The sequence below is a fragment of the Pantoea sp. SJZ147 genome, from assembly GCF_007828605.1.
GTDB classification, from domain to species: Bacteria; Pseudomonadota; Gammaproteobacteria; order Enterobacterales; family Enterobacteriaceae; genus Pantoea; species Pantoea allii.
Map to the genome: position 1 here is coordinate 16,455 of NZ_VIVB01000007.1, position 21,117 is coordinate 37,571.

General features: G+C 54.6%; 14 protein-coding genes and 1 riboswitch. Of the genes, 6 read left to right on the forward strand and 8 right to left on the reverse strand.

Annotated features, from left to right (window positions below; all coding sequences use genetic code 11):
• Nucleotides 1-112 precede the first annotated feature (112 nt).
• A complete protein-coding gene (metH, locus tag FBY13_RS11435; RefSeq protein ID WP_145394202.1) occupies nucleotides 113-3,796 on the forward strand; it encodes a methionine synthase in 3,684 nt (1,227 codons plus the stop codon).
• A 32-nt stretch (nucleotides 3,797-3,828) separates the two neighbouring features.
• Here metH and FBY13_RS11440 read toward each other — a convergent pair whose 3' ends face one another.
• The 5 genes from FBY13_RS11440 to pgi form a co-directional block, all read right to left on the reverse strand.
• Complete coding sequence (locus FBY13_RS11440) at nucleotides 3,829-5,919, reverse strand: YjbH domain-containing protein (RefSeq protein WP_145394203.1); 2,091 nt, start codon at nucleotides 5,917-5,919, stop codon at nucleotides 3,829-3,831.
• Nucleotides 5,919-6,662, reverse strand: a complete 744-nt coding sequence (locus FBY13_RS11445; protein WP_145394204.1) for a capsule biosynthesis GfcC family protein — start codon at nucleotides 6,660-6,662, stop codon at nucleotides 5,919-5,921. The genes FBY13_RS11440 and FBY13_RS11445 overlap by 1 nt, the downstream gene beginning before the upstream one ends.
• Nucleotides 6,659-7,306: a YjbF family lipoprotein gene (locus FBY13_RS11450; RefSeq protein ID WP_063877971.1), complete on the reverse strand. Its 648-nt coding sequence runs from the start codon at nucleotides 7,304-7,306 to the stop codon at nucleotides 6,659-6,661. The genes FBY13_RS11445 and FBY13_RS11450 overlap by 4 nt, the downstream gene beginning before the upstream one ends.
• 193 nt (nucleotides 7,307-7,499) lie before the next feature.
• Nucleotides 7,500-7,748, reverse strand: a complete 249-nt coding sequence (gene yjbE, locus FBY13_RS11455) for an exopolysaccharide production protein YjbE (protein ID WP_063881076.1) — start codon at nucleotides 7,746-7,748, stop codon at nucleotides 7,500-7,502.
• A gap of 564 nt (nucleotides 7,749-8,312) precedes the next feature.
• Nucleotides 8,313-9,959 (reverse strand): glucose-6-phosphate isomerase, encoded by a 1,647-nt coding sequence (pgi, locus tag FBY13_RS11460; RefSeq protein WP_109716782.1) that lies wholly within the window; start codon nucleotides 9,957-9,959, stop codon nucleotides 8,313-8,315.
• A 399-nt stretch (nucleotides 9,960-10,358) separates the two neighbouring features.
• A riboswitch (Lysine riboswitch) is annotated at nucleotides 10,359-10,551 on the forward strand.
• A gap of 114 nt (nucleotides 10,552-10,665) precedes the next feature.
• Between pgi and lysC the strand changes: the two genes are divergently transcribed.
• Nucleotides 10,666-12,018, forward strand: a complete 1,353-nt coding sequence (gene lysC, locus FBY13_RS11465; RefSeq protein ID WP_145394205.1) for a lysine-sensitive aspartokinase 3 — start codon at nucleotides 10,666-10,668, stop codon at nucleotides 12,016-12,018.
• Nucleotides 12,019-12,135: 117 nt separating this feature from the next.
• Nucleotides 12,136-13,056 (forward strand): ketopantoate/pantoate/pantothenate transporter PanS, encoded by a 921-nt coding sequence (gene panS, locus FBY13_RS11470; protein WP_096010474.1) that lies wholly within the window; start codon nucleotides 12,136-12,138, stop codon nucleotides 13,054-13,056.
• A gap of 49 nt (nucleotides 13,057-13,105) precedes the next feature.
• Here panS and FBY13_RS11475 read toward each other — a convergent pair whose 3' ends face one another.
• Both FBY13_RS11475 and FBY13_RS11480 read right to left on the reverse strand, forming a co-directional pair.
• Complete coding sequence (locus FBY13_RS11475; RefSeq protein WP_063877976.1) at nucleotides 13,106-14,731, reverse strand: Na/Pi cotransporter family protein; 1,626 nt, start codon at nucleotides 14,729-14,731, stop codon at nucleotides 13,106-13,108.
• A 406-nt stretch (nucleotides 14,732-15,137) separates the two neighbouring features.
• A complete protein-coding gene (locus FBY13_RS11480; RefSeq protein ID WP_145394206.1) occupies nucleotides 15,138-15,950 on the reverse strand; it encodes an alkaline phosphatase family protein in 813 nt (270 codons plus the stop codon).
• A gap of 662 nt (nucleotides 15,951-16,612) precedes the next feature.
• Here FBY13_RS11480 and psiE point away from each other — a divergent pair.
• From psiE to ubiA, 3 genes are all read left to right on the forward strand, one after another.
• The gene (gene psiE, locus FBY13_RS11485) at nucleotides 16,613-17,023 is read left to right on the forward strand and encodes a phosphate-starvation-inducible protein PsiE (protein WP_063877978.1); all 411 of its coding nucleotides are present in this window, start codon (nucleotides 16,613-16,615) and stop codon (nucleotides 17,021-17,023) included.
• An 83-nt stretch (nucleotides 17,024-17,106) separates the two neighbouring features.
• Nucleotides 17,107-17,619 (forward strand): chorismate lyase, encoded by a 513-nt coding sequence (ubiC, locus tag FBY13_RS11490; protein WP_145394207.1) that lies wholly within the window; start codon nucleotides 17,107-17,109, stop codon nucleotides 17,617-17,619.
• An 11-nt stretch (nucleotides 17,620-17,630) separates the two neighbouring features.
• Nucleotides 17,631-18,515 carry a 4-hydroxybenzoate octaprenyltransferase gene (ubiA, locus tag FBY13_RS11495; RefSeq protein WP_145394208.1) on the forward strand — a complete coding sequence of 295 codons (885 nt, stop codon included), beginning with the start codon at nucleotides 17,631-17,633 and terminating at the stop codon, nucleotides 18,513-18,515.
• 128 nt (nucleotides 18,516-18,643) lie between these two features.
• Here ubiA and plsB read toward each other — a convergent pair whose 3' ends face one another.
• Nucleotides 18,644-21,070 carry a glycerol-3-phosphate 1-O-acyltransferase PlsB gene (gene plsB / locus FBY13_RS11500; protein WP_096010471.1) on the reverse strand — a complete coding sequence of 809 codons (2,427 nt, stop codon included), beginning with the start codon at nucleotides 21,068-21,070 and terminating at the stop codon, nucleotides 18,644-18,646.
• Nucleotides 21,071-21,117: the final 47 nt, after the last annotated feature.

Consider the following 21,117-nt stretch of genomic DNA (forward strand, 5'->3'; position numbering starts at 1 on the left):
TGATAGCGGCTTCTGCTGAAAATCTCAACTAAGGTTACTTTGAGCCATAACGACCTTATGCAAGAATGACTGGCTGGTATTTCACCAGCGGATTGACGTGGATGAGACAACAGTGAGCAATCTAACCGACGCGCTGCATCAGCAACTTGCCCAACGCATTATGCTATTAGACGGTGGCATGGGCACCATGATCCAGAGCTATAAACTGGACGAGCACGATTTTCGTGGCAGCCGTTTTGCTGACTGGCCCTGCGATCTCAAAGGCAATAACGATCTGCTGGTGTTAACGAAGCCAGAGGTGATCCGCGAGATCCATGAAGCGTATCTGGCCGCCGGTGCTGACATTCTTGAAACCAATACCTTTAACGCCACCCCCATTGCGATGGCGGACTACCAGATGGAAGCCCTGTCGGCGGAAATCAACTTCGCGGCCGCGAAGCTGGCACGCGCCAGTGCCGATGCGTGGACGGCGAAAACGCCAGATAAACCGCGCTACGTGGCAGGTGTACTCGGCCCAACTAACCGCACCTGTTCGATCTCACCTGATGTTAACGATCCTGCTTTCCGTAATGTCACCTTTAATCAGTTGGTGGACGCCTACCGTGAATCCACTCGGGCGCTGGTGGAAGGCGGTTGTCACATCATTATGATTGAAACGGTGTTCGATACGCTCAACGCCAAAGCGGCCATCTTTGCGGTCAAAACGGAAATGGAAGCCCTGGGCGTGGCGCTGCCGTTGATGATCTCCGGAACCATCACCGATGCTTCAGGCCGCACGCTTTCCGGACAAACTACCGAAGCCTTTTATAATGCGTTGCGCCACGCTGAGCCCTTATCCTTTGGCCTGAACTGCGCGCTGGGCCCGGATGAATTACGCCAGTATGTCGCCGAACTGTCGCGCATCGCGGAAGGCTATGTCACGGCTCATCCTAATGCCGGTTTGCCCAACGCCTTTGGTGAATACGATCTCGACGCAGACGTAATGGCACAGCAGATTGGCGAATGGGCCAACGCTGGCTTTCTGAATATTATTGGCGGCTGCTGCGGCACGACGCCACAGCACATCGCCGCGATGGCGGCGGCGGTAGAAGGCGTTGCGCCGCGTAAGCGTCCCACGTTGCCGGTTGCCTGCCGACTCTCGGGTCTTGAACCACTGAATATCAGCGCCGGGTCGCTGTTTGTGAACGTGGGCGAACGTACCAACGTTACCGGCTCCGCCAGGTTTAAACGCCTGATAAAAGAAGATAAATACAACGAGGCGCTGGAAGTCGCGTTACAGCAGGTTGAGAGCGGTGCCCAGATTATTGATATCAACATGGATGAAGGAATGCTGGACGCTGAAGCGGCGATGGTGCGTTTCCTCAATCTGATTGCCGGTGAACCCGATATTGCCCGCGTACCCATTATGATCGACTCCTCAAAATGGGCGGTCATCGAAAAGGGGCTGCAGTGCATACAGGGAAAAGGCATCGTTAACTCTGTCTCAATGAAAGAGGGCGAAGCCGCATTTATCCATCATGCCCGGCTTGTCCGCCGCTACGGGGCTGCCATGGTGGTGATGGCATTTGATGAAGTGGGACAGGCCGATACCCGTGAGCGGAAGATTGAGATCTGCCGTCGCGCCTACCAGATCCTGACGCAACAGGTGGGTTTCCCGCCGGAAGACATCATTTTCGATCCCAATATTTTTGCCGTTGCGACCGGTATTGAAGAGCATAACAACTACGCGATGGATTTTATCGGGGCGTGCGAAGACATCAAGCGCGAGCTGCCTCATGCCATGATCTCGGGCGGTGTGTCTAACGTCTCGTTCTCTTTCCGGGGCAACGATCCGGTACGTGAGGCGATTCACGCGGTATTTCTCTACTACGCCATTCGTAACGGTATGGACATGGGGATCGTTAACGCCGGACAGCTAGCCATTTATGACGACCTGTCCGACGAACTGCGTGAGGCGGTTGAGGACGTGGTGCTTAACCGACGTGCCGACGGCACCGAACGGTTACTGGCGCTGGCGGAAAAATATCGCAGCAGTAAAAGTGACGGTGCGGATGAAAAACAGCAAGCCGAATGGCGCGGCTGGGACGTGGTGAAAAGGCTGGAATACTCGCTGGTAAAAGGCATCACGGAATTTATTGAGCTGGACACGGAAGAAGCCCGTCAGCTGGCCGCACGTCCGATTGACGTGATTGAAGGGCCGCTGATGGCCGGTATGAATGTGGTCGGCGATCTGTTTGGTGAAGGCAAAATGTTCCTGCCGCAGGTCGTCAAATCTGCCCGCGTGATGAAGCAGGCCGTCGCCTGGCTGGAACCCTATATTCAGGCCAGTAAAGAAGCCGGGCGCAGCAACGGCAAGATTGTGCTGGCGACGGTAAAAGGTGACGTCCACGACATCGGCAAAAACATCGTTGGCGTGGTGTTACAGTGCAATAACTATGAAATTATCGATCTCGGCGTGATGGTGCCAGGCGAGAAAATCCTGAAAACCGCGCGTGAAGTGAATGCTGACATCATTGGTCTTTCGGGCTTAATTACGCCCTCGCTGGATGAAATGGTCAACATGGCGAAAGAGATGGAGCGTCAGGGCTTCACGTTGCCGCTGTTAATTGGTGGCGCAACCACCTCTAAAGCCCATACGGCCGTGAAAATCGAACAGAACTACAGTGGACCCACCGTGTATGTGCAAAACGCTTCGCGCACGGTCGGTGTTGTGTCATCCCTGCTCTCCGACACGCTCAGGGATGACTTTGTCGCCCGTACGCGAAAAGAATATGAAACCGTGCGGATTCAGCATGCGCGTAAAAAACCCCGCACACCGCCGGTGTCACTCAGCGTGGCGCGCGATAATGCCACGAAAATTGACTGGGAGAGTTATACACCACCGGTGGCGAAGCACAGGGGCGTGAGGCGCGTGGAAGCCGACATTGATGTACTGCGCAATTACATTGACTGGACGCCGTTCTTTATGACCTGGTCGCTGGCAGGTAAATACCCGCGCATCCTTGAAGATGAGGTAGTGGGCGATGAAGCGAAACGGCTGTTTGCCGATGCCAACGCCATGCTGGATAAGCTGAGCGCAGAAAAGGCGCTGACGCCACGCGGCGTGGTGGGCATATTCCCGGCTAACCGCGTGGGTGACGATATCCATATCTTCACCGATGAGCAGCGCGATACCGTGCTGAATGTCAGCCATCATCTGCGGCAGCAAACGGAAAAAACAGATTTTGCCAATTACTGCCTGGCCGATTTCGTGGCACCGAAAACCAGCGGTAAAGCGGATTACCTGGGTGCCTTTGCGGTTACGGGCGGCCTGGAGGAGGATGTGCTGGCTGAGGCTTACGATAAGCAACACGACGACTATAACAAGATTATGGTCAAAGCCATTGCTGACCGCTTAGCCGAAGCCTTCGCAGAATATCTGCACGAACAGGTGCGTAAAACGATTTGGGGGTTTGCCCCCGACGAAAGCCTGAGCAATGAGGCACTGATCCGCGAGAATTATCAGGGGATTCGTCCGGCTCCGGGTTATCCCGCCTGCCCGGAACATACCGAGAAAGCGGCTATTTGGGCGCTGCTGGATGTGGAAGCCCATACCGGCATGAAACTCACGGAGTCTTTTGCCATGTGGCCAGGCGCTTCGGTGTCAGGCTGGTATTTCAGTCACCCTGACAGCCGCTACTTCGCCGTGGCGCAAATTCAGCGCGATCAGGTTGAAGACTATGCGGCACGCAAAGGCATTTCCGTCAGCGAAGTGGAACGCTGGCTGGCGCCAAACCTGGGTTACGACGCAGACTAAAAAAGCAAGGCAGCCAGAAGGCTGCCTTTTTGTTAGTTAAACCGGGCGTCACGGTCCGAGGTCATATCGTAGAGCTGGTACTTACGTCCCAGCATCTGACCACCGTCACGGGTGAGCGGCACCCAGTTAATCTGCGCACGGCCACGGGTTGGCGTAACGGTAAACAGATCCATTGGAACAGAGATGTAGAAGCCTTTGGTAAAGTCGCCTTCACCATACTGTTGCGATGACACGTTGGTTTTAGTGGCATAAACGCCCACCATCACGCCACTGTCGAAGCGTTTGGACACATCAATGGTGACGCCTTTATCCTTCGCCAGATACTGCCCGACGCTGGCTTTGACCAGGACATCCTGCATAAACCAGGGACGCCAGTAGCCCGTGAGGTTACCGGTAGGTGCCTCGTAACGGGTGAATCTCATCATGTCATCCCAGTCACGCTGACGCACATAGTTGGCGTCCACCCCAACGGCCCAGTTGCTGTCAACCGGACGATAGAGCACTTCCCCACCTACGCCGCCATACATGGTTTCCAGATAGCCGCCATAAACCTGACCATAGAAGCCATTGCCCAGATAATCCATGTAGTTGGCTTGCAGATCGTTGACGTAAACATTGTTCTCAACGTAGTCGCGAATGTGCGTACGCACACGCGGCAGCGTTGAATCCGCAGGCGCGCCGTTGTAGTTAAACTTGTTGTAGTTATTCGCCACGTTAGCAAACAGGCTACCGCTGACCAGAAAATGATCGGTGAGCCAGTAATCGACGTTGCCCATCACGCCGACCTGGTACAGATAGAAACTTTCCGGGCCGCCCACCGACTGGTTCAGTACCGGCGACAGGCTGTAACTCAGGCGCTCTTTACGAATAAACATGCCCTGCTCAGTAGGGTCCGGATCAACAGGATTTTTGCGGACCTGTTGTAACGGCTGCTCATGCCCTAACGGATAACCACCCAGTTCATTGCGCAGGCTGGCAACAGAGGTTTCCGTGGTGACCTGCGGCATATTGTAACGCGACTCCGTCACGTTAATGGTTTCAATACCATCCGGCAGATTATTCATGATGATACGATTTGCGCGATCCACGCCTTCGCGCGTATCGCGGTATTTGGTTTGCTCGCCCGAGACGTATAACGTGCTGCCCTTGGTCTGAATTTTTGGCCCTGCCAGGCCAGCGTTAGACTTCAGTTCAGACAGCTGGCTACCGGTGACCGTGGTCTCCAGCAGTTTAGGCTGCGGATTCGGCTGGTAAGCAGGCTTCGGACTGTCGATATGATCCTGATGCATATCGTTGAAATTAGTGCGGATGGTAAAGCCGAACATAAAGGTGTTGCCGCGTTCATAGCTGGCATTGATATCTGCCCAGTCCGTCAGGCGATAGATCGCGCCCACGTTGACCTTGCTGCGTTGCGGCAGGCGTCCCGCAAAATCATCCTTGTAATCGTTACCTTCGTATTCCACCTTCAGGCGCAGCGGCTGCCACGGCGTCTGGTATTCGATCCCGCCGAACACGTCGGAAGGGCCATGGAACATCTGCGAGCCGTTGATCGATCCCGCCTGACCGACGCCAGGACGCTGACAGTAGCTGTCGCTGTAGGAACAGAAGGGGTTTTTGACGGTGCCGCTGTTGCCCAGATAGCCCCAGCCCATCCCCAACGTAAAGTCGAAGGGGCCCCAGGCTTTGGTGGCGACCAGATATTCACTGTCAAACAAACCGGTACCGCCCAGATCGCGGGTACCAAATGACACCTCCGGCAACCAGTAACCTTCCTGCCACAGTCGCAGCTTCAGGTCGAAGGCCTTATCTTTATAGCTTTGATTGCCGCTGAAGCTTTCCACCGCACTGTAACGCCGGGTCCGCACGTCGGTATAACGCACGGTGGTTTCCAGCCAGGGGAACAGCTGTAACGAAGCCGAATAGTAGCGGTACTGGTCATTATCACGGAAATTCAGGCTGAATTCGCCCTCTTTCGCCATACGCGCGGTAGGCACCTGCATCAGGCCCACACCGCCAAAATCAGACTGCGAAGGCGTTACCGGGGCCGCATACATTTCCGCATGTGCCTGGCAGGCGCTTGCCACAGAAACAGCCAACAGGCTGAGAAGATAACGTTTTTTCATCAGTCTGGTATCCGGTGAGTCAGAACAGAAACGAGGCGGCTATTCAGGTCTTCATACGCGCCAGGCAGGCTCCATGACGAAAAGCCCGTCATAATGATGCTGCCGGGTTCGGGTTCGACGTGGCGGTGATTCCAGTAAGCCACGGGCGCTTCCTGCGTCGTACCATCCGGCGCAATCACAATCGCGATGTTGCGTTCTGCACCAGACAGGAGCGGGTGATCGCTCAGGTAATCCCGCACTGATTTACCCGGTTGCCAGCTCACAGCACCGGCCCCCGCGATGGGGCCAAACAGCAGGACGCTGGTGCTGGGCTGGGTCAGATAGAGATCGTAACGGCCTTCCAGGCGGCGGTTATCCATTGGGTGCAGGCGAATCCAGTCGGGGTCCAGTGACGTGAACTGCCGCCCGGTCACCTTGATGCTGCTTAACTGACGTATCACAGCATCAATGGCGGCGGCTTGTTCTCCGCTGCTGTCAGCACGCCAGGCACGTAGCTGCGCCAGTGTCTGCTGATACTGTTGTTGTGCTATTGCCGTCGCGCCGTATTCGGCAATGACGGCGCGACGCCAGTCTGTTTGTGCCATCAGTGCAGGCTGAGTCACCAACTGGGCCAGGTTCGCTACCTGATTGACCTGGACGCTGTTCGTATCATGGGGCGCATGCACGGTGACCTGGCCTGCGGCCTGCGCACCCAGACTGGTGAGCAGGCTCACTCCTGCCAACAATAGTGTTATTTTTTTCATGATTTTGCCGGCTTCAGAATGGTGATATCAACAGGGAAAGTATCGGCAGCCAGCATCTGTCGGGATTGCACCACCTGACCACTGCTGTTGTCGATCCAGAACGTGTTTTGCCACTCGCGGTTAAGGCTGTCGATATGCAGCTGCTCATGCCAGACGCGACAGGCAATGCGGTTTCCCGCAATATTCAGCACCTCATCGTCGCCACGCTCAAAGGTTGAGCTCAGGGTACCGCTATGAACGTTGCCCTGAACGGTCCACTGAACAATCCGCGTCCAGCGCTGGCCATTGCTAATGTGCAGGCCTTTTGCCAGCGGGTCTTGCTGGAGATTGCTGACGCTTGTCAGGTTATCAGGCAAGCCCAGGGTTTTAATCAGTCTGCCGTGTGCGGTGACCAGCATGGACTGATCGCGCGTCACCCACTTTTGCTGACCGTTTTCGTTATAACCCAACACGACAAAAATGCGTGGACCGTCATTGATTCGGGCATACAGGCTGGCATAGGGCAGATTATCAATCTGCTGAGGCGTAACGGTGACGTCATCTGGCCCTTCAATGGCCATCATCACGGTTTGTTCGAGTCCTTTTTGCGTTTGTGTACAGGCCTGCAGCAGCAGGCAAACGAGCAGCAGAGGAAGTTGGCGCACAGTGTGTCCCTGATAAATGATGCCAAAGTAAAAATAACCACACGAAAGTGTGGTTATGTTTAAAGCTCCCGTACCCTTACTCTTTCAGGCCGCCGACGCAGTGGCGTCCTGATGGCGACTCATTAACTTGCGCAAATGAATCGTGATATGCGCGTTCGCAGCCTTGCTACAGCCCGAAGGAGCAGGGTACCCATCAACGTGTGGTGCCCGTTGTGGTTGTGGTTGTTGTACCAGTATTTGCCCCGTCACCACCGCCAGAAGCGGCAACACCGAGTCCTACTAACGCGCCAAGCACGCCGATACCCACAGCGGTAGTCGTACCTGCGGACATGGTGCCCGCTTGTGCGCCCGCTGCAGCACCTGCTTCTTCCGGCGCGGCAAACGCACTGGAAGAGACGGCTACGATGAGTAATGCCAGACCGGCAATCATGCGTTTTTTCATAACAACACCTACATTGAGTGAATGAAGGATTGCTATCCGACAATTCTGCACAACAGAATGAACCGTTGCCACAAAGTCGAAGGACAGACCCATTACGGGCGCGTCCAGTATAGGGCAACAAAATACCAGAGTTCAGTAACGTAAAAACCTGTCGAAATGCAGGGCAAAAAACGGGCTAAATTAAGTAAATTTAGCGTTAACTTATTTTAAAGCCGTGAGTTTGTCTTAAAAGGCCGAATATTTGTCTGCGAACAGGGAGAAAGCAAAGCGGTTTCTACTTATTTAGTATTGTTTGGTACGGAATAAGAATAATCGGAATTTCCTCACGCATGAATAAATTAAATAGCATTATAAAACAACAGGTAAGAATGTTCTGTGTGCTGATTTAGGTCCATTTTTAATAAGATTGTCATATTCAAACACCTGTCATCTTCAGATTTGCCTCAGCCTATTTTAAGAATTATCCAATCCGTTTGCGGGCTTTTCAGATTAAAAGCGGGTTGCACTCAGCGCCATGCAATGAAAAAGGCGACTAAATAGCCGCCTTTTTGTGCTTGTGGAAATTTAACGCCAGCTCTTGTAGCGATTAATTAAGGCATTAGTGGAGCTGTCATGACTGGTAATATTACTGTCATTTTCCAGCTCTGGCAGAATACGGTTCGCCAGCTGTTTACCCAGTTCAACGCCCCACTGGTCAAAGGTAAAGATATTCAGGATGGCACCCTGGGTGAAGATTTTATGCTCATACAGGGCAATCAGGGCACCCAGGCTAAATGGGGTGATTTCGCGTAACAAAATGGAGTTAGTCGGCCGGTTACCTTCAAAAACCTTAAACGGCACGATGTGCGCCACCGATTCCGCAGATTTGCCGGCATCGGTAAATTCTTTCTGCACCACGTCACGCGATTTACCAAAAGCCAGCGCTTCGGTCTGGGCAAAGAAGTTAGAGAGCAGTTTAGGGTGATGATCGGCAAGCGCATTGTGACTCACTGCCGGTGCGATAAAGTCGCACGGCACCAGTTTGGTTCCCTGATGAATCAACTGGTAGAACGCGTGCTGGCCGTTCGTGCCCGGTTCGCCCCAGATAATCGGGCCTGTCTGGTAGGTGACAGGCTGACCTGCACGGTCAACGTATTTACCGTTCGACTCCATATTTCCCTGCTGGAAATAGGCCGCAAAGCGATGCATATATTGGTCATATGGCAGGATGGCTTCTGTTTCAGCCCCGAAGAAGTTGTTGTACCAGATTCCGATCAACGCCAGCAGTACCGGAATATTCTGTTCTGCGGGCGTCGTTGAGAAGTGCTTGTCCATGGCGTGGGCGCCACTCAGCAACTGCTCAAAATTATCGAAGCCAATGGAGAGGATAATCGACAGGCCGATTGCTGACCACAGTGAATAGCGACCGCCAACCCAGTCCCAGAATTCGAACATGTTGTCCGTATCAATACCAAATTCACCTACCGCTTTGGCGTTGGTGGAAAGCGCCGCGAAGTGCTTAGCAACGTGCTGTTGATCGCCGGCGGTTTTCAGGAACCAGTCACGTGCGCTGTGCGCGTTAGTCATGGTTTCCTGCGTGGTAAAGGTCTTAGAGGCGACCAGGAACAGCGTGGTTTCAGGGCTGAGATCTTTCAGCGTTTCCGCGATGTGCGTGCCGTCAACGTTGGACACAAAATGCATATTCAGGTGGTTTTTATACGGACGCAGCGCTTCAGTGACCATAAACGGGCCGAGGTCGGAGCCACCGATACCGATGTTAACGACATCCGTGATGGGTTTTCCGGTATAGCCTTTCCAGTCACCGCCGATAATGCGTTCTGAAAAGCCTTTCATTTTTTCCAGCACGGCGTTGACTTCAGGCATCACATCTTTGCCATCAACAATAATCGGCGTATTACTGCGGTTGCGCAGCGCGACGTGCAACACGGCGCGATCCTCAGTGCGGTTAATCTTCTCACCGGAGAACATGGATTTAATCGCACCACTTAAATCGGTTTCTTTTGCCAGTGCCTGAAGCTTATCGAGGGTTTCCTGGGTAATGCGGTTTTTGGAAAAATCCACCAGCATCTGGTCGTCAAAGGTGGCTGAGAATTTAGCAAAACGATCGGCATCCTGGGCAAACAGGTCGGCAATTTTCGCCGTTTTCATCTGTTCATAGTGCTCTTGCAGCGCTTTCCAGGCTGCGGTTTGGGTCGGATTGATATTTTTCATGGCAACACTCTTGTTGATATTAAGAACCGTCATTCCATCGGGGTCGCATCGTACCCGGTTAGCATTTCAGTATGACCACAGTTGCAACTGAAAGGAAAATTTTGTCTGCGCCATAATGGCACGGTAATGAAAACCGTCTGTTTCACGGTGGATAATGCCGCTAAATTTCAGTCTGATCCCATGGGAGAAAGGCTGAAAAGTATGGCGCATTGGCGGCCCGCATACTTTGTGCCGCATCAGAAAGTGGTGGCCTTGCTGAAGCCATTAAGCACTGTAGTCGCTGCGATAAGGCGAAATTTGTTATCCGGTGCGCTCTGCATGAAAAATTGTCCCACGACTGTGATTGACAGCAGGGGCAGAAATCGATAAATCTATGCGCGCTACTTGCGCACCTGTGCGCAAGCCAGAAGAGGCGCGTCGCCCAGGCAGTGTGTTGGAGGAACCGTATCCGGAGATAACACATCAGGGGGAGCGACGCCGAGGTGGTCAACACACGGTGTGTTGCCTGTCGGCTACAGGGGCTGAATCCTCTGGGTTGTCACCAGAAACGTCCACAGTCGGACGTTTTGCAAGGTGGAGCGCTTCTGGGTGACTCGTCTATTCGATCTTGTCTGCCCGTTTCTGCTCTTTCCTTGTGCTTAGGCTGAATTACTGTTTCTCATCCGTCAACGGGTGAGGGCAACGTACCCTGACACGAGGTCATACAATGTCTCTGAATCTGAATGTAGCGAAATTTGGCGGTACCAGCGTTGCCGATTTCGATGCCATGAACCGTAGCGCCGATGTGGTATTGCAGGACAGCAATACCCGGCTGGTGGTGCTCTCTGCCTCTGCCGGCATCACGAATCTGCTGGTCTCCCTTGCAGAAGGTCAGGAGACATCGCAGCGTGCGGCTCAACTTGATGACATCCGCCGCATTCAATATGCCATCATCGATCGCCTGCAACATCCTGACGTTATTCGCGACGAAATCGACCGAATGATCGACAACATCGGCATGCTGTCAGACGCGGCCGCGCTGGCCACCTCTAACGCCTTAACCGACGAACTGGTCAGCCATGGCGAACTGATGTCGACCTTACTGTTCGTCGAGATCCTGCGTGAACGCCAGGTGAATGCTGAATGGTTCGATGTTCGCAATGTGATGCGCACGAATGACCGTTTTGGCCGTGCTGAGCCGGATGTGGCCGTTCTGGCGGAACAGGTCAGCGCGCAGTTGCAGCCGCGTATTGCGGCGTCATTGGTGGTGACCCAGGGCTTTATCGGCAGCGAAGAAAAAGGGCGCACCACTACGCTCGGTCGCGGCGGCAGTGATTACACGGCGGCCCTGCTGGGTGAAGCGTTAAAAGCGTCGCGCGTGGATATCTGGACTGACGTACCGGGCATCTATACCACTGACCCGCGCGTGGTGCCTGCGGCTAAACGTATTGATGAAATTACCTTTGAGGAAGCGGCAGAAATGGCCACCTTTGGGGCCAAAGTGCTGCATCCTGCAACTCTGCTGCCTGCCGTTCGTAGCGACATCCCGGTGTTTGTCGGCTCCAGCAAAGATCCGGCAGCGGGCGGCACGCGCGTCTGCAATGAGACAGCCAATCCCCCGCTGTTCCGTGCGCTGGCCCTGCGTCGCAAGCAAACCCTGGTGACGCTGCACAGCCTGAATATGTTACACACGCCAGGCTTCCTGTCTGAAGTGTTCAATATTCTGGTGCGTCACAACGTGTCAGTGGATCTCATCACCACGTCTGAAGTTAGCGTTGCGTTAACGCTGGATACCACCGGTTCAACCTCAACGGGCGACAATCTGCTGAGCCAGGCGCTGCTGACGGAACTGTCGTCACTGTGTCGCGTCGAGGTGGAAGAAAACCTGGCGCTGGTGGCGATTATCGGCAACGAGCTGTCAAAAGCCTGCGGGGTTGGGAAAGAGGTCTTCGGCGTGCTCGAACCTTTCAACCTGCGGATGATCTGTTACGGTGCCAGCAGCTATAACCTCTGCTTCCTGGTGCCGGGCAATGATGCTGAAAGCGTGGTGCGTACGTTGCATCACAATCTGTTTGAATAAGCGCATCGCCAGGATAAGTTTGAAGCCGGACATTGTCCGGCTTTTTAATGACCAGCTGCTGAACGGCAACGCGTTCTTTCACAGTAATCCCTCACTTGCTTATAAGGATGTCTGTTCATGCTCGCCACCTTAACTCGCTTGTTTCCTCTGTGGGCCGTCCTGTTATCTGCGGCTGCCTACTACTCACCTACGACCTTTCTTGGCATCGGTCCGTGGGTGGTGTATCTGCTGATGCTGATTATGTTTGGCATGGGCGTGACGCTGAATATTGACGATTTTAAACGCGTACTGACGCGCCCGGCGCCGGTAATCGCCGGGACCTTTTTACACTATCTGGTGATGCCACTGGCGGCCTGGGCACTGGCTAAGCTGTTTCATATGCCGCCCGATCTCTCTGCAGGCATGATTCTGGTTGGCAGCGTTGCCAGCGGCACCGCCTCTAACGTGATGATTTATCTGGCTAAGGGCGATGTGGCGCTTTCCGTCACGATCTCTTCCGTGTCGGCGCTGGTAGGCGTGTTTGCCACGCCGTTACTGACGCGCCTTTATGTGGATACGCACATTCAGGTTGATGTCGCGGGGATGTTAATGAGCATCGTGAAGATCGTCGTGATCCCTATCGGGTTAGGCTTGATCATCCATCACACCATGAACAGCGTGGTACGCCGGATCGAGCCTTATCTTCCGGCCTTTTCCATGATCTGTATTCTGTTGATCATCAGCGCCGTGGTGGCGGGCAGCCAGAGCTTTATTGGATCAGTCGGGGCGATGGTGATTGCTGCGGTCATCTTGCACAATGCCATTGGTCTGCTGGGAGGTTACTGGGGCGGGAAACTGTTTGGCTTCGATGAGTCCACCTGCCGCACGCTGGCGCTGGAAGTCGGCATGCAAAACTCCGGACTGGCTGCAACGCTGGGCAAACTCTACTTTTCCCCACTGGCTGCGCTGCCGGGTGCCCTGTTCTCCGTCTGGCATAACCTGTCCGGTTCGCTGCTTGCGGGTTACTGGTCGGGCAAACCGGTCGAGAAAAAAAAGTAACGCAGTGCGGGCGAAACTGACCTCGCGGGGGCCAAACGGCCCCCGCATGTTAATCGTCGTCCCGCTCATCATCAGGCTGCTCCAGTACCGTGTAGGCCACCGCGCTAAACAGCGAGTTCAGCCGCTTCATATCACCCAGCAACCCCAGATGCAGCGAACTGGTTTCAATGCTCTGCACGTTCTGCTGATGCAGGCGGTTAACATGGGAGTGGGAATTGCGGCGTATTTTCAGGCGGAAACGGTGCTTGGCGCGGCGCAGCCGCTTCGCGCTGGTGACGTCGTGGGAGAGAAAAACCGACAGGCTCAGCCGCAGGCTATCAATCAGCTGTTCATGTAATGCTTCCAGCTCTTTCAGCCCCTCGGGCGAAAAGGTGCGTCGCGCGGCAAGGGATTTGTCGGCCACATCGCCGCTCATGCGCTCGATGATATCGCCTGCCTGTTCCAGGTTCAGCGACATTTCAATGATTTCCCCCCAGCGGCGGGAATCCTGCTCGGATAAATCCTCTTTGGGCATGCGCGCCAGATAAAGCTTGATGGCGGTATACAGCACATCCACGTCATCATCCAGCCGCCGTACCCTGCGTTCCGCCCGGGCTTCTCCACGCACCACTTGCAGAAACGTATCCAGCATCTGCTCCAGCACATCCCCCATGCGCAACACCTCACGCGCAGCATTGACCAGCGCCAGTGCTGGCGTATCCAGCGCGCTGCTGTCGAGATGCCTGGGCTTCAGCGTCGTCTCGCTTTCGGCATCGTCAGCGATCAGTCGGCAACACAGGCGCGCCATGGCGTCGGCAAACGGCACCATCACCACACAGCGAATCAGGTTGTAGAAGACATGAAAGAAGATCACCAGCTCTTCGTCATTTACCGGCAGCTTATCCAGCCACACTGCCAGCGGATCGACAAAGGGCAGAATAATCACGCAGCCAATCAACTTGAACAGCAGGCTGCCCATCGCCACGCGTTTACCGGCTGCGTTGGAACCACTGCCATTGATGACGGCCAGTAGACCGCTGCCAAGGTTAGCGCCAATCACCAGACACAGCGCTACCTTAAAGGCGATTACGCCGGTTGCGGTGAGCGTGGCCGTAATCAGCACCGCCGCCAGGCTTGAGTAGCTGATAATGGCAAAGACGGCCCCGAGCAGGGCGTCCAGCATCACGTCACCGGTTAAGCTGGAGAACAGTACCTGTACGCCGGATGCCTGAGTGATAGGTTTGGCGGCTTCGACAATCAGTTGCAGTGCCAGCAGGATGAGTCCCAGACCAATGCTGGTGCGGCCGAGCTGTCCGGCCCGGGTTTGCTTGCGGCTGATGAAAAAGACCACGCCGAAAAAGATAAATAGCGGTGAAAGCCAGGAGAGATCAAACGTCAGGATGCGCGCCATAATGGCCGTGCCGACATCTGCACCCAATATCACCACCAGCGCAGGCGTCAGGCTCACCAGGTTTTGAGCAACGAACGACGTCACCAGCAACGTGGTGGCATTGCTGCTTTGCACCAGCATGGTGACGCCAACGCCGGCAAGAAACGCCATGGGTTTCTTTTCCACGCTGCGGCTGAGTACCCGGCGCAAATCGGCACCATACACGCGCATAATCCCGGAGCGGGTAATATGTGTGCCCCATACCAGAAGCGCAACGGCAGAGAGTAAGTTAAGCAGGGTTAACACGTATAGTCGCTCCTCAACCATCAGGCGGTGCAGATTGCCAGCCTGATGGAAAGCGCAATCTGAGAACGTGGCTACCGGACGCTGCGCAATTTTTTTCAGTGTTTTAAGCAACCTGCGCAATGTCGATATCTTTAAATGTAGACTACTCTACTGATCTGCATGGACAAATCCAACCCGGCGCACGTCGCTCACCTTCCTGATTGTGCACGCCTGAAACAGGACTGAACGAATATCTACGGTGGAAAGACTGGCTACAGACAAGACGAGGCCGCCCGTTTTGACAGTGCTGAAGGGGAAGACGGCCGCCGTCAGTCCAGGGTGAGGTGCCGCTGCGGCTCATGATGATCCCGCGCGGCGGGAATGTGGAAATCTGTACGTTCTCTGCCTGGTCTTCAGCGCGTTAACGTCAGGACGCTGAACCCGCCAGCAAGGCGCGATGGACCGGCTTATCATGTGTGACGCCGAGCAGCGAACACAGGGTGCCGCAGAGTTCGGTTTGTTGCGGGGCCAGCCCGGCCTTTCGCGAGAAACCTTCACCAAATACAAACAGGGGAACGGTCGTTTCTTCTGGCAACATGCCACCATGCGAACGGTCATCGTTCATGCCGTGGTCGGCGGTAACCATGACCTGATAGCCTTCCGCCAGCCAGCCTGGCATCCACTGTGACAGATAACCATCTGCCATGCGCGCCCTGTTGCGGTACGCGGCAGAAGACAGGCCATGCTGATGACCGGCATGATCGATATTCATCGGATGAATCAGCAGGAAGTCCGGGTTGTAACGTAACCGCAGGCTTTCGGCATCTTCAAACAGATGGGAATCGGGATAGCCGTCGTCGGAGTAAAAGTGCCCAAACTGAACAGGCAGCGTCGGGGCGTCCGTGTGACGATCGCGGGCCGGTACGAAGGGCGTGCGGTTATACAGTTCGCTTATCCAGTGGTAAGCGGCGGCGGCGGTGGTCAGCCCGGCGTCACGCGCATAGTGAAACACACTGCGTTCGTGGCTCATGCGGTTGACATCGTTATGAATAATCCCGCTTTCCACCGGTGCGACGCCGGTCAGAATGCACTCATACAGCGGACGTGACAACGAAGGCAGCGCACAGGTCAGGCTGTAGTAATGGCCTTTGCCATGGGCACATTCTGCATGCAGGTAGCCCATAGCGTGTTGTGCCACGTGATGACTCAGGCCGTCCAGAATCACCAGAATCGTTTTCATGCTGTTCTCCTTACTGTGGCTTAGGTTGTGCGCGTCGGTACTCTTAACAGGGCACTATTGGGTTGTCTGATGCAGCGTTATTGTTTCGCTCATCGTGAAATACTCTGGTTTATCAATAGCTTTTTTGATTGTAAGTACACACAAACTTTTCTGCGAAAACGGAGTGGGTTAAATGCCTTTTCCCGGCCGCATCGCGTCTTATGCGCTGGCGCTTCGTCTGATTAGCTGCCAGTCGATACAGGCAATACCGCTACATAAGGCAGTGAATGCGTAGAGCTGAACGGTGTCGGGCTAAAACCGGGTCTGGATCATTCGGTCGCCAAAACCGAGTCAATGTAGCCCTCACATGTGAAAAAGGGATGACAGGCTTTACCAACAGGTGGAATCAACCAGGCAGTCATAAGGGGATAACCGGCGTCAGGCGTAGCAACGGCCGCAGTTGGCACGCGATGTGCGTGAAAACATCCATCCTCACCCGCGCTGTTCTTGCTTTATGATCTTGATCTTTCTGGGGTTATGGCGTTCATTGATAAGCCTTGCTCATGTCACATTGGGAGGCGGAAAGGCTGCGGGTGCGGTAAGCCTGACGGCTATATTGTGATTTAGGTCACACTCACGCATGATAGCGCCAATAAAACCCCATTTAATTTTTGAGGCGTGAGATGAGTGACAAAAACCCGGTAGCACAGAAGATTGCGCGCCTGATGCAGTGGGTACTGAACGCGGGACTGCTGATCCTGGCGGTGATTTTGATGGTGTTTTTGGGCAAAGAGACAGTCCACTTAGCCAATGTCCTGTTTAGCACCGGTGAGCAGGCGTCGTCCTACCTGCTGATTGACGGCATTGTGATTTATTTTCTCTACTTCGAATTTATTGCACTCATCGTGAAGTACTTCCAGTCGGGCTACCATTTCCCTTTACGCTACTTTGTGTACATCGGGATTACCGCCATCATCAGGCTGATTATCGTCGACCATAAAAATCCCATTGATACGTTATGTTATTCCGCGGCCATCCTGGTGCTGGTTATCACCCTGTGGCTGGCAAACAGTAACCGGCTTAAACGCGAGTAACGAAGCCGTCAGCATTCAGGACGGTGTTCCTCGTATCGCTCTGCGCTAAACTACCTCTCTGAAAATTTTTGGGGGAAAGTGCCATGACGCAAGACCCGCTCCGTTTATTACGTTCACTCACCTGGCTGGCGCTGGACGATGCCGCATTTACGCAACCGCTTCGTGACTGGCTGATGGAGGAGGACTCCATGACGCGACGTTTCGAACAGCATTGCCAGAAGGTCAGGGTGGAACCTGTACGCGAAGGCTTTATCGATGCTGACGAATTAGGCGACGACGGCGCGTTATTACCTGCAGACCAGCGTTTCTGGCTGCGTGAAGTGATTCTCTACGGAGATGAGCAGCCGTGGCTGGCGGGACGCACGCTGGTGCCTGAAAGTACCCTCAACGGCCCGGAAACCATGTTACAGCAACTCGGTACGCGACCTCTGGGACGTTACCTGTTCTCCTCTTCAACACTTACCCGCGACTTTATTGAGCCTGGCAGCGTTGAAACGCTCTGGGGACGCCGGTCCCGGCTGCGGCTGTCGGGTAAGCCGCTACTGTTAACGGAACTGTTTTTACCGGCATCGCCGGTCTATCGTGATCAAGGTTAAGGGTTTGACCTGTGCAAAACACACAAAAAATGACGAAATGGCAGGCTTACAGCCGCCTGATGCGAATCGATAAACCGATCGGCGCTTTACTGCTGTTGTGGCCAACGCTGTGGGCGCTCTGGCTGGCAAAGATGACTGTCCCACCGCTGCCGACACTGGCGGTGTTTGTCGCCGGTGTCTTTGTGATGCGCGCTGCGGGCTGTGTGATCAATGATTATGCCGACCGTAAGGTAGACGGGCACGTTGAGCGCACCAGGCACCGGCCGCTGGCAAGCGGTGCCGTGACGGCGAAAGAAGCCAAAATGCTGTTTGTGGTGTTGGGGCTGATTGCGTTTGCCCTGGTACTGAGCATGAACCTGATGACCATTATGCTCTCGGTCGTGGGCCTGGCGCTGGCCTGGGTCTATCCGTTTATGAAGCGATATACGCATCTGCCTCAGGTGGTGTTAGGCGCAGCCTTTGGCTGGGCGATCCCCATGGCGTGGGCGGCAGTTAGTGAGTCCTTACCTCTGGTCTGTTGGCTGGTATTCCTGGCAAACATTTGCTGGACGGTGGCCTACGATACGCAATATGCCATGGTTGATCGCGAGGATGACCTGAAGATAGGCGTTAAGTCCACGGCGATACTGTTTGGTCGCTACGACAAATTGATTATTGGTTTGCTGCAGTTGTCTACGTTGGTGTTGATGGCGCTGGTGGGGACGATGCTGGATCTGAACGGCGCGTTTTACTGGACGCTATTACTGGCTGGTGGGTTATTTGTTTATCAGCAAAAGCTGATTGCGCAGCGCGATCGTCAGGCCTGTTTCCGCGCCTTCCTGAATAACAACTATGTGGGACTGGTTCTGTTTCTGGGCGTGCTGATGAATACGCCGCCGTTCTTACAACTGCTGTAACAGCTGCGGCGAGCCACGCCTGCCAGCCTGCAGACGGAAGGATGCGTCAATGCAGGTTTGAGGATGATGTTAAAACGCGAATAAAAAAGGCGACCTGCAAGGTCGCCTTTTTCGTCTTCACTGATCCGCTAATCGTGCGCCACGGCGCTTTCGATGGTCATGCGTACATCGCTGGTGACCAGGTCAGCCAGGATGTGCCAGGTCGCCAGCGTCTGCGCCACGTCGGCATCACCGCTGTCGCTGATATAACCTTCATCACGCAGCGTGAGCACCAGTGAGGAGAACACCGCTTTATCAAAGAACTCCGGCGCATTGATCCCGTGCAACACGCTCAGGCGCTGCGCCAGGGTACGGCTCTCTTTTTCCAGCGTGCCCCGGTTAATGGTGGGCTTGGCGCTAAGAATCGAGAAGGTGATGGCGTAACGCTGCAGCGTCTCACGCACACCGGCGGCCAGCAGTTGAAGCGTACGGTAACGCGCGGTGTTAAACGACAACAGACCTGCCTCAACGGTAATCAGCCCCTGACGCGTCAGTTCCTGACATAAGTTAGTCAGTAACTGCGGCAGTTGATCATGGCTCCAGCGCAGGAACAGCTCGCTCTTCAGCATGGGATAGATCAGGCTGACCTGACGCAGCAGTTCGGCTTCGCTCAGGTTGCGGTGCTGCTGCACAATCGCCGCAATCAGCGACGGCATGACCAGCATATGATGAATGTTATTACGGTAGTAGGTCATCAGTACCGCCTGCTCGCGCGGCAGAATAATAATGTCACCAATACTGTCTTTTTCACTCTCGAATTTGTTCATGCTGAGCGCATGATCCAGCAGGGCTTCGGCAGACATGTCGGGCAAGGTGGCATCCGGCGAGTAGGGCACGTTGCGCAGCAACTGGGTATAGCACTCCAGTTGCTCAATCAACTGCTCGCGGGTCAAAGAGCGCTGACGCGAAGCAAGCAGAGCGGTAACGCACAGGTTCATGGCATTCGCCGCGCCAGCTTCGTTAATACGCACCATGATGGTGGCCGCGATATCGTTCGCCGCCGGGGTCAACCAGCCGGGACGCTGTGCTTCAATAGGATCGATAGCATCGCGCCATTCAGGAACGTGCTTATTCAAATAATTTATCAGCGGTAGCGGCTCGCCAAAGTTCACGTAACCCTGACCGAGATTGCGCAGCTTACGTAAGCCGCGCACCATCTGCATGAAGCCTTCTTTCTCTTTCGTGGCACCGCGAAGCTCTTTCGCATAGGTGCCCACTTCCATGACATGTTCGTAACCGATGTATATAGGCACTAACGTGATAGGGCGCGTGCCGCCGCGTAGCATGGCCTGCAGCGTCATGGACAGCGTGCCGGTTTTCGGATCTAACAGCCGGCCGGTACGTGAACGGCCCCCTTCCACGAAGTACTCCACGGAATAGCCACGGGTAAAGAGTTCACCCAGGTATTCACGGAAGACGGTGGCATAGAGCTTGTTGCCTTTAAAGGTCCGGCGAATAAAGAAAGCACCCAGACGGCGGAAAATCGGCCCGGCAGGCCAGAAGTTCAGGTTAATACCGGCGGCGATGTGCGGCGGAACCAGCCCCTGGTGATACAGTACGTAAGACAGCAACAGGTAATCCATATGGCTGCGGTGGCAGGGCACATAAACAATTTCATGACCGTCCTGAGCCAGCTGACGAACGCGCTCACCGCCGTTGACGTTGATGCCCTGATAAAGTCGACTCCAGAGCCAACCCATCACGCGATCCGTGACGCGAATTGCTTCGTAGGAGAAGTTGGCGGCAATCTCCTCCATCATTTCAACGGCGTTTTGCTGGGCCTTTTCATGCGAAACCTTCTTGCTGCGGGCTTCGTCTTCTACCGCTTTTTCTATCGCTTTCGATTGCAGCAGGCGATTGAACAAATCCTGACGCGCAGGCAGGCGCGGACCGACCGCCGCCAGACGCTGACGGGCAAAGTGGATACGAGCGACCCGGGCCAGCTTTTGCGCAATTGATTTATCCGTACCGTGTTCAGTCGCCATACGACGCAGGGAAACGGTTGGCGAGAAGCGCACAAAACTGTCGCGACCATGCCAGAGCACAGCAAAGAATTTTTGTACCCCATTTAACAAACGTAAATGAGGCGGATTATCTTCTCCCTGCACTTCCCGGCCGGGTGCGCGGCCGAACATGACGGAAACCGGTAACATCTGGATATCAAGCTCAGGGTTACTGCGGTGCAGATCGAGATACTCGTGGAAGATTTTTACCGACTCGACGCTGGGCACGAAATAGGGAAACACGCGTGGGCCATCGTGGATAAAGACATGACGCGGCAGCAAGGCCCCGTCAATCTCCAGCGGCGAAAGCGGATCGGGCAGCTCGTGCCTGATGCACTGCGCGCGCAAAGTCAGGAGATCGGCCTTTGAATCATAAGGCAGGACATACATAATAGGCCGGGTTGGGTCCAGCCCATGTTCGGATACGGGATCGGCCGGAATGGCCTTACTCTTTACCAAAAACGACAGGGGTAAATTCAGTAATTTATAAAAAAGTATACGCCAACCTGACATAGACAACATGAAGCCTCTTGTTAGCAAAGCGGCGCAAGCTTATCAGA

Excerpts from the sequence above, each read along its gene's own strand:
- lysC (WP_145394205.1), top strand. The coding sequence starts at position 10,666 with ATGTCTCTGAATCTGAATGTAGCGAAATTTGGCGGTACCAGCGTTGCC.
- FBY13_RS11445 (WP_145394204.1), bottom strand. The coding sequence starts at position 6,662 with ATGAAAAAAATAACACTATTGTTGGCAGGAGTGAGCCTGCTCACCAGT.
- plsB (WP_096010471.1), bottom strand. The coding sequence starts at position 21,070 with ATGTCAGGTTGGCGTATACTTTTTTATAAATTACTGAATTTACCCCTG.
- pgi (WP_109716782.1), bottom strand. The coding sequence starts at position 9,959 with ATGAAAAATATCAATCCGACCCAAACCGCAGCCTGGAAAGCGCTGCAA.
- yjbE (WP_063881076.1), bottom strand. The coding sequence starts at position 7,748 with ATGAAAAAACGCATGATTGCCGGTCTGGCATTACTCATCGTAGCCGTC.
- panS (WP_096010474.1), top strand. The coding sequence starts at position 12,136 with ATGCTCGCCACCTTAACTCGCTTGTTTCCTCTGTGGGCCGTCCTGTTA.
- FBY13_RS11440 (WP_145394203.1), bottom strand. The coding sequence starts at position 5,919 with ATGAAAAAACGTTATCTTCTCAGCCTGTTGGCTGTTTCTGTGGCAAGC.
- ubiC (WP_145394207.1), top strand. The coding sequence starts at position 17,107 with ATGACGCAAGACCCGCTCCGTTTATTACGTTCACTCACCTGGCTGGCG.
- psiE (WP_063877978.1), top strand. The coding sequence starts at position 16,613 with ATGAGTGACAAAAACCCGGTAGCACAGAAGATTGCGCGCCTGATGCAG.
- FBY13_RS11480 (WP_145394206.1), bottom strand. The coding sequence starts at position 15,950 with ATGAAAACGATTCTGGTGATTCTGGACGGCCTGAGTCATCACGTGGCA.